Consider the following 12,864-nt stretch of genomic DNA (forward strand, 5'->3'; position numbering starts at 1 on the left):
CCACCACCACCCCACAAACACCCGCACCGAACACGGCCTCGAAGCCGCCGGCGCCACCACCATGGCCCTCATGTTCGCCACCATGACCACCTAAAACCACCACCACCCAAACCACCGGCCGGCACCACGCAGCGCCCACCCTAAAGAGTGGTTAAAACCATCCCGAATTAGCGTTTCCGGAACCTGGTCCGGGACGGACGATGGATGCTAAGCCCCTGAAGCATCCCGGAGGCTGGAAGCAAAACCTACCGACCCCTCTTCTGGAAAGGCAGTCCGATGCAAACCTCAGATACGTGTCTTGCAACGTGGATGGGCCGGGAGGCCCTTGCTGAAGCGATGATTCCGGTGATTGGCCGGCTCTACCGCGAAAACAACGTGGTGACCAGCATCCACGGCCGCAGCCTGGTGAACAAGTCCACCATGAGCATCCTCAAGGCCCACCGCTTTGCCCGCCGGATCAGCAAGGAAGAGCTCCTCCTCGAAGAGACTGCTCCCCTCCTCAATGCCCTTGCGGAATTGCAGCTCGGCTCGGCAGCCATAGACATCGCCCGCCTGAACCAGAAGTACAAGGAGAAGGGCAACGGAGCCTCCCTTGGGGACTTCCTTCGGACCGAACTGGCTGGAGTGGTCGGCAAGCGGGGCACCAACGCCGGCGCCAGCACCGACGTCGTACTTTATGGTTTTGGCCGCATTGGGCGTCTGCTGACGCGCATCCTCGTGGAGCAGGCCGGTGGCGGCCATGGCCTGCGGCTCCGTGCGATCGTTGTCCGCAAGGGCGCGGACAACGATCTCACCAAGCGCGCCAGCCTGCTTCGCCGCGACTCCGTCCACGGCTCTTTCGAAGGATCCATCAAGGTGGACAACGAGGCCAACACCATCACCGCCAACGGCGTCCGGATCCAGGTGATCTATTCGGACGATCCGGCCACCATCGACTACACCGCGTATGGCATCAAGGACGCGCTTGTCGTGGACAACACCGGTCGCTGGCGGGATGCCGAAGGGCTCTCGCAGCACCTGCTCAGCAAGGGCGCGGCCCGGGTCCTGCTGACCGCACCGGGCAAGGGCGATCTCAAGAACATCGTGCACGGCATCAACCACGGTGACATCACCGACCAGGACCGGATTGTCACCGCCGCATCCTGCACCACGAATGCCATCACCCCGATCCTGCAAGCGATCAACGACAAGTACGGTGTCATCCACGGGCACGTTGAAACCGTGCACTCGTTCACCAACGACCAGAACCTCATTGACAACTTCCACAAGGGCGACCGTCGTGGCCGGTCCGCAGCCCTGAACATGGTGATCACCGAGACGGGCGCCGCCAAGGCCGTGGCCAAGGCTCTCCCCGAACTGCAGGGCAAGCTCACGGGCAGCTCCATCCGGGTTCCGACGCCTGACGTTTCCATGGCCATCCTGAACCTGAACCTGGAACGCGGCACCACCAAGGACGAGGTCAATACCTACCTGCGCGAGATGGCCCTCCATTCGGACCTGCGGCAGCAGATCGATTACATGGATTCGCCGGAAGTGGTCTCCACCGATTTTGTCGGCTCCCGCCACACGGGCATTGTCGATGGCCTGGCCACCATTTCCACTGACAAGAACCTGGTCCTCTACGTCTGGTACGACAACGAGTTCGGCTACAGCTGCCAGGTGGTCCGTGTCATGGAGGAGATGGCAGGCGTGAACCGGCCGTCGTTCCCCGCGGCAAACGTGGTGGAAGAAGCCATGTCGGTGCTGGCGGCTGTGGGCTCATGAAGATTGGAATCCTGACCAGCGGTGGCGACTGCCCCGGATTGAATGCAGTGATCCGGGGCGCTGTCCTCAAGGGCATCGCCATCCAAGGGCACGAATTCGTGGGATTCCGCGACGGCTGGCGCGGTGTGGTGGAGGGGGATGTCATTGATATCCCCCGTGCCATGGTCCGGGGGATCGCCAAGCAAGGCGGCACCATCCTGGGCACCTCGCGCACCAATCCGTTCGAAAACGGCGGCGGACCGGATGTCATCAAGGCCCACATGGAGCGGCTGGGCATCGACGCGATCATCGCGATCGGCGGCGAGGGCACCCTCGCCGCAGCGAAGCGCCTCACGGACGCCGGACTGAAGATCGTTGGCGTGCCCAAGACCGTGGACAACGATCTCGACGCCACCGATTACAGCTTTGGTTTCGATACCGCCGTGCACATCGCCACAGAAGCCATGGACCGGCTGCGGACCACCGGCGAGTCCCACCACCGCTGCATGATCGCGGAGGTCATGGGCCGCCACGTCGGCTGGATCGCCCTGCACGCAGGCATGGCCGCTGGCGCGCATGCCATCCTGATTCCCGAGCAGAAGGTCAGCGTGGAGCAGATCGGCCAATGGGTCAAGGAGGCCCACGCCCGTGGCCGCGCACCGCTGGTGGTGGTGGCCGAGGGCTTCGTACCCGACCATCTTGAAACCCCGCACTCGGAGCGCGGGCTGGACACGTTCGGCCGTCCCCGGATGGGCGGCATCGCGGACCAGCTCGCCCCGGAGATCGAGGCCCTGACCGGGATCGAAACCAGGACCACCATCCTGGGCCACATCCAACGCGGCGGCGTCCCCTCCGCGTTCGACCGCGTTCTGGCCACCCGTTTGGGCATGGCCGCCGTGCATTCCGTAGTGGAAGGCCGCTGGGGATCCATGGTCGCCTTGAAGGGCACGGACATCCGCCAGGTTGGCTTCGATGAGGCCCTCGGCAAACTCAAGGTGGTGCCGCAGCGCCGCTATGAGGAGGCTGCGGTGCTGTTCGGCTAGCCCTCGATCTTCACAACGGACACCTCGACGACGGCAGCTGGCTCCTGGAGGCAGGTCCTGATTGCTTCGGCTACTTTCCGGGCCACGGCCGGAGCGGGGTGGCTTGCCCCAACACCGATACGTACTTTGACGGAGACCCCGTCCGGATTCTCCGAAAGGCCCACCAGGGGCTGGGCCTCCCCCGTCACTGCCTGGATGGCAGCACCGGCAAGTGATTGCCACAACGGCCGTGCGGGGAAGAGCGCGCTGACGCCATCCACGGCCTGGACAACCTGCGTCAGTTCCTCGGCGAGCGCACGTGCCACTGGTTCCGTCATGACTGCTCCTCGCGCGGGTTCCCGAAATCCGGGCCTGGGTCCAGGACGTCCGTGATGGTCACGTCGATCCCGGTGATGTTCATTTCGGTCTGCGTCCGCAGTGCCTCTGCCAAGGCTTCGCGGACCTGGGTTGCCCGTTCCTCAAGGTGGTGGCCGTACACCACCGCGATGTCCACCGTGACGGTAATTCCAGCCCCCGGATCCGTCACATCGCCCAGGAGGTGGCACTTTCCTGCGGCCGTGCCCGGAATGGCGTCCACCACGGAGCGAATGAGCGCGGTCACCGCGCCTTCAGTCTCCGACAGGACATCCGCCGGGTTGTCCGAAAGCAGGGGGATGGTCCGGCCTGGCCGAAGCTCCAGGCGCAGGTTGGACAGTATCGACTGCATCCAGTCGTCGGTGCCAGAGCCTGCCTCGGCTACGTCTGCATGCACCAGTTCTCCCGCGAAGCCGGACAACCGGCGGAGGGTGGCCAAACCTGATTGGCATTCCGGGCACGTCTCCAGGTGTCCTGGGTCGCTGAAAGCGCCGGTGTCCAGGTAGGCGCTCAGCTCCGCCAGGGAATGACCGCATTCCAGGGTGTCGGGGGAGGTGCTCATCGCCATTCCTCCATTCTGCGTGCAAGGGTGACGCGTGCCCGGGCGAGCCGGCCACGGACGCTGGCAGGGCTGATGTTCAAGGTCTCGGCGATCTCCTCGTAGCTTTGGTCGTTGAACTCCTTGAGCACCCAACATCGCCGTTGTTCCTCGGGCAAGGCGGCGAGGGCTGCTTTCAGGGCTTCCACCCCGGAGCCGTTGAGAGCTGCCGGTTCCGGATCCTGCGGGCTGAGCCGGGGTGCCTGGGGCTCCGACGTTTCCAAGGGTGCGTGGTTCCTGCGCTTGCGCAGGTAGTCCACGCCTCGACTGCCCAAGATCCTGAGAAGCCAACTCCTCACCGTGGACGGGTCCCGCAGGTTTTCCAGTTGCTTCCATGCCTGGACCAACGATTCCTGGACCACGTCGTCAGCATCGGCCCAGGATCCGGTCAGTCGGCGGGCGCTGGCGCGCATCAGTGGTCCATGCCTGCGGGCCAAGGCCTCAAAAGCTGCCGTGTCACCATCGGCGGCCCGACCGGCAAGAATGGCGTCCGGAACCAGGTCCAACGGATGCTGGGCCCGTTGTGCGTCTGTCACGCAACTCCTTCCCTCCCTGGCTTCCGCGAAGCCCGGGGAGGCTTCGCGATAACCCTTGAAACGTCATGTGGTCCGCCGGCGTTTGGCCAGGCTGCTCCTGTTACCGTTGGTGATTCGCACCAGCACCGGCATCGGATGGCCCATCCAGGCGTCGATTTCCTTGACCAACTCTTCGGCTGTGTCCGCCAGTTCCCGCGGAGATGCTCCTTGCCGGGCTTCGATCGCCAACCGCAGCATGGTCCCACGCCGCGATTCCCAAGCCGTTACCGACGTGGCGAGTACTTGCCTGTGGTCCGCGAGTGCTTCCTGGACTGCGAGCGAAACCAGGCCGGAGTCAATGACCGTGGTTCCGTCAATACCGTCCGATTGCCTGCCCATCACCGGGGTATGTCCACCGCCTTGGCGCGAAATCCATGCCAAGCACAGAGCGGCGCAGAGGAGCAGCGCTGCGATCCCTGCCACCAGCCACCAACTACGGAGAGGTCCGGCCAGCGGCGCGGACTCCAGGAGCTGGCGTGCCTGCTCGGTGGCGCGGGTGCCCGTTGAGGTCCACGTGGTTGCAGCAGAGGGCAATTGGCCTGCCGCGAAAACCGCCGCTCCCAGAATCACCAGGAGCAGCCCCAGAACGCCCAGGAGCAACCTGTTCAGTGCCCTGTTCGTGTTCCTCATTGGCCAACCACCCCTTCGTCCACTATGCGCACCGATGACGAAACCCGCCGCTTCAGTCCCAAGGCGGCCAGTTCGCCGTCGACCGCTGCTTTCAGTACCTCCGCTTTGAGTGGAACGCCCGACGTCGGACGCATCACCACCCGCACTGAACGGGCGCCTACGGTGGTGGTCACCTGTCCGGGCGCGAGTCCCGCTTCCAGCCGGCACCGCCGGGACAAAGCCGCCGCAATGAGTTGGTCGTCGACGACGATGGCGCTACGGTCGCTGCCGAGGGACCGCCGGGCTTTCCGCCCGGGGGCTGCAGCAGCAACCAGGACCAGCACGCCCAGCAGTGCAACCCCAACCCCGGACGCCCCCAAGGCGCCCGGGATGGTTGTTGCGGGGAGCTGGACCAACCAGTCCCCCACCCGGGGAGGATCAGCCAGCAAGGGCCGGTCCTTCAGAATCCACAGGACCGTTTCTGCCGCGGCCCAGAGAAACGCCAGCGCGAGCAGCGTTGCCACGACGATGGAGACCAGCGACCTGGATGAATGGGTTTCCCTGCGCAGCATCCTCTTGATGGTTCGGACGTGACTCATTGAACCCTTCCTTCCGGCCTCGGGGCACGCTTGGCGGCCGTGAGCCTGATGTCCACCCTGCCCAGCCGCATCCCGGTGAGGGCGAAGCCCCGAACCGCGATGGCCGTCCGTGCGCGCTGGGCCTGCTCGAAGACCGTGGGACCTCCCTGCAGGGCCCGAAGCGGTGGCGCTGCCAACTTCACTGTCACTTTCACGCCCAAGAGGCCGCGGTCATCCTCCAGTTCCGCGCCCACAGCACCGGGGCTGACGTGGAATGCCTGTGCCGTAACGGCCTCCAGGGTTTTGCGGAGCGCCGCGTGGGTGATCCTGGTGTGGCCTGCGCGTGCGCCGGTCACAGTCCCGGTCCCGCCGCTCATGATGAGGAGCGTTTGCCGCGCAGCGCGTCCAGTACTCCGGCGAGGTCAAGCCTTCCCTCCGCCGCCCTGCCCACGGCAGCGCCCACTGCCATGAACAGGGCCGTGACCAGGAAACCCCAGAAGCCGAAGGACAAGGCCACCACTGCCAGGACGGCGCCGGCCGCCAGGCCGGTTACCGTGGGGCTCACGCGACCCTCGGCTCATGGTCGGCGCCATCCGAGTCGTCGTCGCTCGGCACGTGGATGTCCGTAATGGTGACGTTGACCTCGGTGACTTCCATGCCCACCAGGTCCTCGATTGCGGTGTATACGGCGTCCCGCGCGTTGTCCGCCACTTCCTGGAGGGGGTGCGGGTATTCCACAACAAGTGTGACGTCTACTGCCACTTGCGTTTGGCCGACCTCGACGCTGACGCCCTGCGTCAGGTCCTTCTGGCCGACCTTCTCGCGCAGAGTGCCGATCGCACGGGCTGCGCCGCCACCCAGGGCGTGGACGCCGTCGATCTCCTGGATGGCGATGCCTGCGATCTTGGCTACTACGCCGTCAGCAACGGTGGTGAGCCCGCGGCCGTCCTTGCCTTTGAACTGGGGTGCTTTGGCAGCGGACTCCTTGCCGTTCTTGGCGGGGACGTCTGCCGGGGTGTGCGTCTGGATGGTCATGGCACTTCACTCCTCGTGTTCGTGGGCGCCTGTTTGCGCCGTTACAAGGAAGACGAGACTGGGGACCGGATCCTCACGCTCAGATTTATGTGATGTGCATCACTATTAATGCACGACGGCGATACTCACCCGGCATGGGCCGTCACCAAGGGATCGGGGTACTCCGCGCGAAGGCCGGCCGCCGTTTCCACGGGGAGTCCGTTCCTGATCCAGTACTCGATGCCGCCGATCATTTCCTTCACCGAATATCCCAACTCCGCGAAGGCGAGCGCTGCGAACGTGCTGCCGTTGCACCCCGGCCCCCAGGAGTACACCACCACCCGCGACCCGGGCGGGACCAGGCGGCCTGCGAGCTCGGGAATCTGTGCGGTTGGAAGATGTACCGCTCCGGGAATATGTCCGTGGTCCCACGATGACTGCCGGCGGGTGTCCACCACCACCAGGGAGCCCGGCTCGGCGTCGGCCACGTCCATGACGTCGATTTCGAGTTCCAACTTGGCCCGGAAGTACGCCGCCGGATCAGCGCTCATGATGCGCCCACCCTCGATGCCGTCCGGACAGCCGCCCGTCCTCCACCCTGTCCCGGCGATGCGCTCAGGGCATCCTTGCATTCAGTAGCCACTAAGTTTCCTATCCCGCTCTGGCGTATTGTTCGGCTCCGTAGCCGCGCTTCCAGCCTCGCACACCAGGCGCCGCCGCCACGCCCGCAGCGAGTCCAGGCATTCGGTCCGGATGGTGGCGTGGACCCATTGCCGGAGATCACAGAGATACCCCCTGGGGGTACTTGCGATATACCCCCTATGGGTATAGTTTGGGTTCATGAGCACGGTAGACCTGAACCACGGGAACTCGAACCTGCCGACCGTCGAGGTTGAGCTGGAGACGGCAACTCCGCACGGCTATACCAGCAACAAAGACGCCTACCTCCGCCGCCTCAAACGGATTGAAGGCCAAGTCCGCGGCATTGCCCGGATGGTCGAGGAGGACAAGTACTGCATCGACATCCTCACGCAGGTGGCTGCTGCCACCAAGGCGCTGCACGCGGTGAGCCTGGGCCTCGTCGAAGAGCACATCGGCCACTGCGTCGTCGGTGCCGCCTCCGAGCCGGATCCGGATGCACGCGCCGAACAGATCGACGCCAAAGTGAAGGAGGCCACCGATGCCATCGGGCGCCTGTTGCGGTAACCCCTCAAGCACACACCACGCCATTCAACTCACCACCAAGGAGCGCATCATGAGCCAAACCATCACCACCAACGTCAACGTTTCGGGCATGACGTGCGGGCATTGCATCTCCAGCGTGAGTGAAGAACTGGAGGCCCTCAGCGGCGTCGAAGAGGTCTCGGTAGACCTCAACCCCGGTGGCCTGTCCACCGTGACCATCACCTCCACCAGCGAACTCTCGCCGTCTGAAATTGGCGAAGCTGTCGCAGAAGCCGGCTACGTGGTGGTAGCCAACGAAGCCTAGGAGTTCCTTTGACCAACCAGGAGATCTTCAACCAACCCGAAACCCGGGTGGTTGAACTCGACATCGAGGGCATGACCTGTGCCTCATGTGTCAATCGAGTGGAACGGAAACTCGGCAAGCTTGAGGGCGTCGAGGCCACCGTCAACCTTCCCCTGGAATCAGCCCATGTCACCGTCCCGTCGACCGTCACGGATCAACAACTCGTAGACACTGTCAACGCCACGGGCTACAAGGCCACCGTCCGCCAACCCCCTGCCCCGCATGCCCATCACCACACCGGGCACCCGGATGACGGCGCCAGCGAGTCCTCGCACGCCGAACACGAAACCCATGCCGAACACGAGAACCACATGGACCATGGGCCTGCCGCCTCGATTCTGCGGCCGCGCCTGTACTTGGCAGCCATCCTTACGGTCCCCGTTTTCGCCATCTCGATGATTCCCGCCCTCCAGTTCCCCAACTGGGGCTGGGTGGCTGCCGCGCTGGCGTTGCCGGTGGTGAGCTGGGCTGCGTGGCCGTTCCATAAAGCAGCAGCCATCAATGCACGGCATGTCGCGTCCACCATGGACACGCTGGTCTCCATCGGCGTGATCGCGGCCTACGCCTACTCTGCCTGGCAGTTGGTGGCAGATCCACGGATGACCGAGCATCCCGGCATGGAAGGCATGTCCGGCGGGCTCTACTTCGAAGTCGCCGCTGTGGTCACCACGTTCCTTCTCTTGGGTCGCTACCTCGAGGCGAATGCGAAGGCGAAGGCCGGGAACGCCCTGAAGGCCCTGCTGAACCTCGGCGCGAAGGACGCCACTGTCCTGGTGGACGGACGGGAGCAGAAGATACCTGCCGACCAGCTGTTGGTTGACGACGTCTTTGTCGTCCGCCCGGGGGAGAAGATCGCCACCGACGGCATGGTCACGGACGGCGCCTCCGCCGTCGATGCTTCCCTTGTCACCGGGGAGTCAGTACCTGTGGAGGTGGGCCCCGGCAGCAAAGTAACCGGCGCAACCATCAACACCTCCGGCCGCCTGCTCGTGCGCGCCACCCGTGTTGGCGCAGACACCACGCTTGCCCAGATGGGTCGCTTGGTCAGCCAAGCCCAGACCGGCAAGGCACCCATCGCCCGGCTGGCTGACCGGATCAGCGCGGTCTTCGTGCCAATCGTCCTGCTCATCGCGTTCATCACCTTCGTGCTGTGGCTGTTCTTCTCCGGCGACCTCAATGCATCGTTCACGGCAGCAGTGGCCGTTCTGGTGATCGCCTGCCCCTGTGCGCTCGGCCTGGCCACACCCGTAGGACTGCTCACGGGCACCGGTCGCGGCGCGCAGCTCGGCATCCTGATCAAGGGTCCGCAGGTCCTCGAGGACACACGGCACGTCGATACCATCCTCTTGGACAAGACCGGCACGGTCACCAGCGGCAAACTCGCCGTGGACCACACGGCGGCACTCAACGGACATGACTCAGAGGATGTCCTCACTCTTGCCGGCGCCGTCGAGGCCGCGTCTGAGCACCCCATCGCCCACGCCATTGCGGGGGCGGCGATGGATGCATTGCCCGACGCCGTCAACCTGCCATCCGTGGCCAACTTCAGCTCGGCACCGGGCGGCGGAGTCCGGGGTACGGTCGCGCTGCACGGCACCGCCATGACCGTCGTGGTGGGTCGTTCCGGTTGGCTTGAGGAAAACGGAGTAACCCTGGAGGCCTCGCACAGGGCTACCCTCAGGGAACAGGAAAATGGTGGAGCGACAGCCATCTGGGTTGCCGTCGACGGACAGCCTGCTGGAATCGTCAGCTTGCGCGACACTATAAAGTCCGGTTCGACCGAAGCCATAAGGAAGCTGAAGGAGCTCGGCATTCGCCCCATGCTCCTGACGGGAGACAATGCCGCCGTCGCCGCCCAGGTGGCTGCCGCCGTCGGAATTTCACCTGAGGACGTCTTCGCCGGAGTCTTGCCCGAAGGCAAGGTTGACGCGGTACGGAAGCTGCAGGAGAAGGGTGCGACTGTTGCCATGGCGGGCGATGGCGTCAATGACGCAGCTGCCCTGGCGCAATCCGATCTCGGGATTGCCATGGGGTCGGGCACGGACGTAGCCATCGAAGCCTCGGACCTGACCGTGATGGGTAGCGACTTGAACCAATTGGTCCAAGCGATCGAGCTGTCCCGCAAGACGCTGTCCACCATCAAGACCAACTTGTTCTGGGCCTTCTTCTACAACGCGATCGGAATCCCGGTGGCCGCACTGGGACTCCTGAACCCGATGATCGCGGGCGCGGCGATGGCTGCGAGCTCGGTGCTGGTTGTCGCCAACTCGCTGAGGCTCCGGTCCTTCGGCAAGTAACCCCAACTGACAGCTACTTTGAGATACCGAGGCTTGAACTAGGCCGTTCCGAACCGCACGGCCGACCTTGCCCGGGCCTTGGCGGCTTCCTCTTCACGGTTCTTCGCGGGAGCATGGCTCACCAACGAATCGAGCAAGTGTTGCGTGATGTGGGCGATCTCGTGCACCGCCTCCGCGAAAGCTTCCTCATTGGCCTTGGATGGCTTGGTGGCTCCGCTGATCTTGCGCACGTACTGCAGCGCGGCGGCCTCCACTTCGGCGGACGTGGCACGGGGTTCGAAGTTATGAAGGGTCCTGATATTGCGGCACATAACCCCATGCTAACTATGGGCAGTCCTCCATGGGGAGGGGTGCCCATCGACGGTCCTTGGATTCCCGGGATAGGTTTTAGTCATGGATCTTCCGGATGAGCCGGAGGCCGCTGGGGATGCCGAAGAGCTCGGGTCCGAAAAAAGAAGGAGATATCTCATGGCTATTTGGGGTGCAGACGTTGATCAGCTTCGCCAGCTCGGTAACAAGCTGAAGGCCGGTGCCGAGACCATCGAGCAGCAGCGCTCTCAGCTGAAGGGTGCCCTGGACGGCACCGACTGGAAGGGCCCGGACGCTGACAAGTTCCGCAGCGAGTGGGACAGCCACCACGCTTCCAGCCTCAAGAAGGTTGCTGACGCTCTTCGCGACGCCGGTTCACGCGCTACGAAGAACGCTGAGCAGCAGCAGCAGGCATCCAACTAAGACAGTTGGGAAAGGCCCGGACGCTACGGCGTCCGGGCCTTTCGCCTTTAACTCCGCTGTGGGGCCCGCTTTGCGTCCCATCCCCCAAGAATGGAACGCAGAGCGGGCCCCACAACGCGTCAGTTGCGGCGCACCTCAGCGACCGGCACCTCAGCGACCGGCCCCGAAGGGATTGGTTCGACGTCGTTCGCGTGATCCAAAACCCGGGTGGCAGCGGCATCCGCACTTCGCCGGTCGCCGCGCAGTTCGTCGACGCGCACCAGGACCACGCCCCCAACGATCAGCACGCCACCCATCAACTGGATCGGGCCGGGCAACTCTCCGAGCAGGAGCCAGGCCCACAGGACGGCGAACAACACTTCGGTCAGCGAAACGAACGAGGCCACCTTGGACCCGAGGCTTCGCGCGGCCATGATTCCCGAGACATAGGCGAGGACCGTCGCGAGGATGATCAGTCCGGCAGCCGAAACCCACCACGGCGTTGTCCATGGCCCCAGCGACGTGTTGGCCGTGCTGAACGTCATCGGCAACAGGCCTATAGCGCCAACCAACCACATGACGGCTGCGCCAACCACCAAGCCACCGGAGGCGAGGACGAGTGGCGGGAGGGTGTCGTTCTCTTTGGCCGTAATGAAAAAGTAGATCACCAAGCACACGGCCGCAGCCATTCCCCAGAGCACGCCGATGAAGTCCACTTTGACTGAGCCAGTCAGGTCCAGAACCAGCACCAGACCGCCCAATGACAGCAAAGCGCCAAGGGAAGTCAGTGCCCGTGGCCTGCGGCGGCTTGAGATCCACAGCCACAACACGATCATCACCGGCGCCAGGTACTCCAGCAGCAACGCGACACCCACGGACAACCGCGCCACCGCGTTGAAGTAGAAGAGCTGGCAGCCGGCTACGCCAATGAGGCCGAAGAGCAGGATAGTGAGCCAGTTGTCCTTAAGTTGGTGCCAGCGCCCGCGAAGAACCACGACGGCGGGAATCGCCAAGATGAGCGCGGCACCAGTCAGGCGCACGGCAACCGCTGCACCCGGTGACCACCCGGTTTCGAGCATCGACTTCGCAAACGCGCCGGAAGTACCGAAGACTGCCGAGGAAATCACGGCGATGCCGAGTCCCGATGCCAGGAATCCTTTTGCATCAGCCATCGTCTTTGTTGCTGACACAGCAGCCTCCTGTCAGGAGTAAAGTGGGCTTATGGTCATGACAGTACCCCCGAATGATGTAAGGAGTCAAAGTGCTTTTTGCGCCTGACACCGAGGTGGCGCTCCGCAGCGTCGTCAATCTGATCAACACCGCGGCCAATGGCGACGAATCGTTGGCAACCATGGACGAGCTCGACGCTTTCCTCGACACCGAGGGATTTTCAGGCTCGCGGACCAAGACCGCCGCAGAACTGCGCAGCGTCAAGCGGCTGCGCAGCGAACTGGCCGCCTTGTGGACCGCCGATGAGGACACCGCTGCGAAGTCCGTGAACAAGCTCCTCGCCGACGCCAAGGCACTCCCCCAACTGGCCAAGCACGACCAATGGGATTGGCACCTCCACGCCACCACGCCCGAAGCTCCGCTGGCCGACCGCATGGGCACGGAAGCCGCCATGGCCGTCATCGACGTGATCCGCAGCAAGGAAATGGACCGGATGCGCGTGTGTGCCGCGGAAGACTGCGACGCCGTGGTCCTGGACCTCAGCCGCAACCGCTCCAAGCTCTATTGCGACACCGGCAACTGTGCCAACCGTGCGCACGTGGCAGCGTACCGGGCCAGGAAAGCCGCCGAAGGCGAGTAGGCAG

The 12,864-nt window shown here is 64.2% G+C and carries 18 protein-coding genes; 7 read left to right on the forward strand and 11 right to left on the reverse strand.

The features are described from left to right. Positions 1–276: 276 nt before the first annotated feature. Complete coding sequence (locus ACIQT2_RS16400) at positions 277–1,764, forward strand: glyceraldehyde-3-phosphate dehydrogenase (protein WP_402948481.1); 1,488 nt, start codon at positions 277–279, stop codon at positions 1,762–1,764. After that, complete coding sequence (locus ACIQT2_RS16405) at positions 1,761–2,786, forward strand: ATP-dependent 6-phosphofructokinase (protein WP_402948484.1); 1,026 nt, start codon at positions 1,761–1,763, stop codon at positions 2,784–2,786. The genes ACIQT2_RS16400 and ACIQT2_RS16405 overlap by 4 nt, the downstream gene beginning before the upstream one ends. Here ACIQT2_RS16405 and ACIQT2_RS16410 read toward each other — a convergent pair. From ACIQT2_RS16410 to ACIQT2_RS16450, 9 genes are all read right to left on the reverse strand, one after another. After that, positions 2,783–3,103, reverse strand: a complete 321-nt coding sequence (locus ACIQT2_RS16410) for a hypothetical protein (protein WP_402948487.1) — start codon at positions 3,101–3,103, stop codon at positions 2,783–2,785. The two genes, ACIQT2_RS16405 and ACIQT2_RS16410, sit on opposite strands and share 4 nt — an antisense overlap. Then, positions 3,100–3,702 (reverse strand): Asp23/Gls24 family envelope stress response protein, encoded by a 603-nt coding sequence (locus tag ACIQT2_RS16415; protein WP_402948490.1) that lies wholly within the window; start codon positions 3,700–3,702, stop codon positions 3,100–3,102. The genes ACIQT2_RS16410 and ACIQT2_RS16415 overlap by 4 nt, the downstream gene beginning before the upstream one ends. Continuing rightward, positions 3,699–4,274 (reverse strand): RNA polymerase sigma factor, encoded by a 576-nt coding sequence (locus tag ACIQT2_RS16420; protein WP_402948493.1) that lies wholly within the window; start codon positions 4,272–4,274, stop codon positions 3,699–3,701. Before ACIQT2_RS16420 ends, ACIQT2_RS16415 begins: the two co-directional genes overlap by 4 nt. Positions 4,275–4,337: 63 nt before the next feature. Further along, complete coding sequence (locus tag ACIQT2_RS16425; protein ID WP_402948496.1) at positions 4,338–4,943, reverse strand: hypothetical protein; 606 nt, start codon at positions 4,941–4,943, stop codon at positions 4,338–4,340. After that, on the reverse strand, positions 4,940–5,521 hold the full coding sequence (locus tag ACIQT2_RS16430) for a hypothetical protein (protein WP_402948499.1): 582 nt from the start codon (positions 5,519–5,521) through the stop codon (positions 4,940–4,942). The genes ACIQT2_RS16425 and ACIQT2_RS16430 overlap by 4 nt, the downstream gene beginning before the upstream one ends. Then, on the reverse strand, positions 5,518–5,877 hold the full coding sequence (locus ACIQT2_RS16435; RefSeq protein WP_400335052.1) for a hypothetical protein: 360 nt from the start codon (positions 5,875–5,877) through the stop codon (positions 5,518–5,520). Before ACIQT2_RS16435 ends, ACIQT2_RS16430 begins: the two co-directional genes overlap by 4 nt. Beyond that, positions 5,874–6,065, reverse strand: coding sequence for a DUF2273 domain-containing protein (locus ACIQT2_RS16440; RefSeq protein ID WP_400335050.1), 192 nt, complete (start codon positions 6,063–6,065; stop codon positions 5,874–5,876). Before ACIQT2_RS16440 ends, ACIQT2_RS16435 begins: the two co-directional genes overlap by 4 nt. Next, a complete protein-coding gene (locus tag ACIQT2_RS16445) occupies positions 6,062–6,535 on the reverse strand; it encodes an Asp23/Gls24 family envelope stress response protein (RefSeq protein WP_397324099.1) in 474 nt (157 codons plus the stop codon). The genes ACIQT2_RS16440 and ACIQT2_RS16445 overlap by 4 nt, the downstream gene beginning before the upstream one ends. 125 nt (positions 6,536–6,660) lie before the next feature. After that, positions 6,661–7,065 (reverse strand): rhodanese-like domain-containing protein, encoded by a 405-nt coding sequence (locus ACIQT2_RS16450; RefSeq protein ID WP_400335049.1) that lies wholly within the window; start codon positions 7,063–7,065, stop codon positions 6,661–6,663. Positions 7,066–7,354: 289 nt separating this feature from the next. Here ACIQT2_RS16450 and ACIQT2_RS16455 point away from each other — a divergent pair, with 289 nt between their 5' ends. From ACIQT2_RS16455 to ACIQT2_RS16465, 3 genes are read left to right on the forward strand one after another with little or no spacing between them, the layout of a single operon-like run. Continuing rightward, positions 7,355–7,720, forward strand: a complete 366-nt coding sequence (locus ACIQT2_RS16455; RefSeq protein ID WP_402948502.1) for a metal-sensitive transcriptional regulator — start codon at positions 7,355–7,357, stop codon at positions 7,718–7,720. 49 nt (positions 7,721–7,769) lie between these two features. Continuing rightward, positions 7,770–8,003, forward strand: a complete 234-nt coding sequence (locus ACIQT2_RS16460; RefSeq protein ID WP_397324105.1) for a heavy-metal-associated domain-containing protein — start codon at positions 7,770–7,772, stop codon at positions 8,001–8,003. Positions 8,004–8,011: 8 nt separating this feature from the next. Then, positions 8,012–10,339, forward strand: a complete 2,328-nt coding sequence (locus tag ACIQT2_RS16465; RefSeq protein ID WP_402948505.1) for a heavy metal translocating P-type ATPase — start codon at positions 8,012–8,014, stop codon at positions 10,337–10,339. Between the two features lie 38 nt (positions 10,340–10,377). Here the strand turns inward: ACIQT2_RS16465 and ACIQT2_RS16470 are convergent, their stop codons facing one another. Next, positions 10,378–10,650, reverse strand: coding sequence for a DUF2277 domain-containing protein (locus ACIQT2_RS16470; RefSeq protein WP_397324107.1), 273 nt, complete (start codon positions 10,648–10,650; stop codon positions 10,378–10,380). 157 nt (positions 10,651–10,807) lie between these two features. Between ACIQT2_RS16470 and ACIQT2_RS16475 the strand changes: the two genes are divergently transcribed. After that, positions 10,808–11,071: a WXG100 family type VII secretion target gene (locus ACIQT2_RS16475; protein WP_397324108.1), complete on the forward strand. Its 264-nt coding sequence runs from the start codon at positions 10,808–10,810 to the stop codon at positions 11,069–11,071. A 119-nt stretch (positions 11,072–11,190) separates the two neighbouring features. On the opposite strand, the gene ACIQT2_RS16480 is transcribed toward ACIQT2_RS16475, so the two are convergent. Continuing rightward, positions 11,191–12,240, reverse strand: coding sequence for an EamA family transporter (locus ACIQT2_RS16480; RefSeq protein ID WP_402948509.1), 1,050 nt, complete (start codon positions 12,238–12,240; stop codon positions 11,191–11,193). A gap of 71 nt (positions 12,241–12,311) precedes the next feature. On the opposite strand from ACIQT2_RS16480, the gene ACIQT2_RS16485 reads away from it, so the two are divergent. Further along, positions 12,312–12,860: a CGNR zinc finger domain-containing protein gene (locus ACIQT2_RS16485; protein ID WP_402948512.1), complete on the forward strand. Its 549-nt coding sequence runs from the start codon at positions 12,312–12,314 to the stop codon at positions 12,858–12,860. Positions 12,861–12,864: the final 4 nt, after the last annotated feature.

Origin of the sequence: Paenarthrobacter sp. NPDC090522, assembly GCF_044769225.1 — a bacterium.
Lineage (GTDB): Bacteria > Actinomycetota > Actinomycetes > Actinomycetales > Micrococcaceae > Arthrobacter.

Excerpts from the sequence above, each read along its gene's own strand:
- ACIQT2_RS16400 (WP_402948481.1), top strand. The coding sequence starts at position 277 with ATGCAAACCTCAGATACGTGTCTTGCAACGTGGATGGGCCGGGAGGCC.
- ACIQT2_RS16405 (WP_402948484.1), top strand. The coding sequence starts at position 1,761 with ATGAAGATTGGAATCCTGACCAGCGGTGGCGACTGCCCCGGATTGAAT.
- ACIQT2_RS16410 (WP_402948487.1), bottom strand. The coding sequence starts at position 3,103 with ATGACGGAACCAGTGGCACGTGCGCTCGCCGAGGAACTGACGCAGGTT.
- ACIQT2_RS16415 (WP_402948490.1), bottom strand. The coding sequence starts at position 3,702 with ATGAGCACCTCCCCCGACACCCTGGAATGCGGTCATTCCCTGGCGGAG.
- ACIQT2_RS16425 (WP_402948496.1), bottom strand. The coding sequence starts at position 4,943 with ATGAGGAACACGAACAGGGCACTGAACAGGTTGCTCCTGGGCGTTCTG.
- ACIQT2_RS16430 (WP_402948499.1), bottom strand. The coding sequence starts at position 5,521 with ATGAGTCACGTCCGAACCATCAAGAGGATGCTGCGCAGGGAAACCCAT.
- ACIQT2_RS16435 (WP_400335052.1), bottom strand. The coding sequence starts at position 5,877 with ATGAGCGGCGGGACCGGGACTGTGACCGGCGCACGCGCAGGCCACACC.
- ACIQT2_RS16445 (WP_397324099.1), bottom strand. The coding sequence starts at position 6,535 with ATGACCATCCAGACGCACACCCCGGCAGACGTCCCCGCCAAGAACGGC.
- ACIQT2_RS16450 (WP_400335049.1), bottom strand. The coding sequence starts at position 7,065 with ATGAGCGCTGATCCGGCGGCGTACTTCCGGGCCAAGTTGGAACTCGAA.
- ACIQT2_RS16455 (WP_402948502.1), top strand. The coding sequence starts at position 7,355 with ATGAGCACGGTAGACCTGAACCACGGGAACTCGAACCTGCCGACCGTC.
- ACIQT2_RS16460 (WP_397324105.1), top strand. The coding sequence starts at position 7,770 with ATGAGCCAAACCATCACCACCAACGTCAACGTTTCGGGCATGACGTGC.
- ACIQT2_RS16470 (WP_397324107.1), bottom strand. The coding sequence starts at position 10,650 with ATGTGCCGCAATATCAGGACCCTTCATAACTTCGAACCCCGTGCCACG.
- ACIQT2_RS16475 (WP_397324108.1), top strand. The coding sequence starts at position 10,808 with ATGGCTATTTGGGGTGCAGACGTTGATCAGCTTCGCCAGCTCGGTAAC.